The organism is Streptomyces chisholmiae (assembly GCF_031845445.1).
Lineage (GTDB): Bacteria > Actinomycetota > Actinomycetes > Streptomycetales > Streptomycetaceae > Streptomyces > Streptomyces chisholmiae.
The window spans coordinates 1-486 of record NZ_JAVREO010000099.1 but is presented as its reverse complement, the minus strand read 5'-3'; the positions used below and the strand labels follow the sequence as shown (position 1 = coordinate 486).

1 protein-coding gene is annotated in these 486 nt (G+C 72.4%); it reads right to left on the bottom strand.

The genetic code is table 11. The annotated features are described in order from the left end of the window. Window positions 1-41: 41 nt before the first annotated feature. Window positions 42-486 (bottom strand): Obg family GTPase CgtA (gene cgtA, locus RM844_RS32255; RefSeq protein ID WP_311671001.1); only part of this gene is annotated, 445 nt, incomplete at its 5' end.

Sequence of the window (486 nt, the reverse complement as noted above, 5' to 3'; positions counted from 1 at the left end):
CTTCACCACAACGGTCGCGGGCACCGTCCCGGACGCGGGCATCAGGAGATCCCCTCCTGGTACTCGAGTTCGACCGGCCCCACCCGCACAATGTCGCCCTCGCGCGCGCCCGCGCGGGCGAGCGCGCGTTCGACACCCATTCGGCGCAGGCGCACCTGCACGTACTCGAGCGCCTCCTCGTTGGTGAGGTCGGCCATTGCGACGACACGCTCGGCGCTCCGGCCCGACACGCGCCACGCGCCGTCGTCGTCGCGCACGACCGCGAACCCTTCCTCCGCGGGGCGAAGTACGACGTAGGGCTCGAGTTCGGGTTCGGCCGCACGCGCCGCGTCAACGAGCGAGCCGAGACGACCGAGAAACACGTCGAGGCCCTGCCGCGTGACCGCTGAGAGCGTGAGCGCGTCGGGATCGTCGAGCGCGGCGGTCGCGACGTCGGCCTTGCTCCCGACGACGAGGCGCGGTCGCGCGAGCAGGTCGGGACGGTAC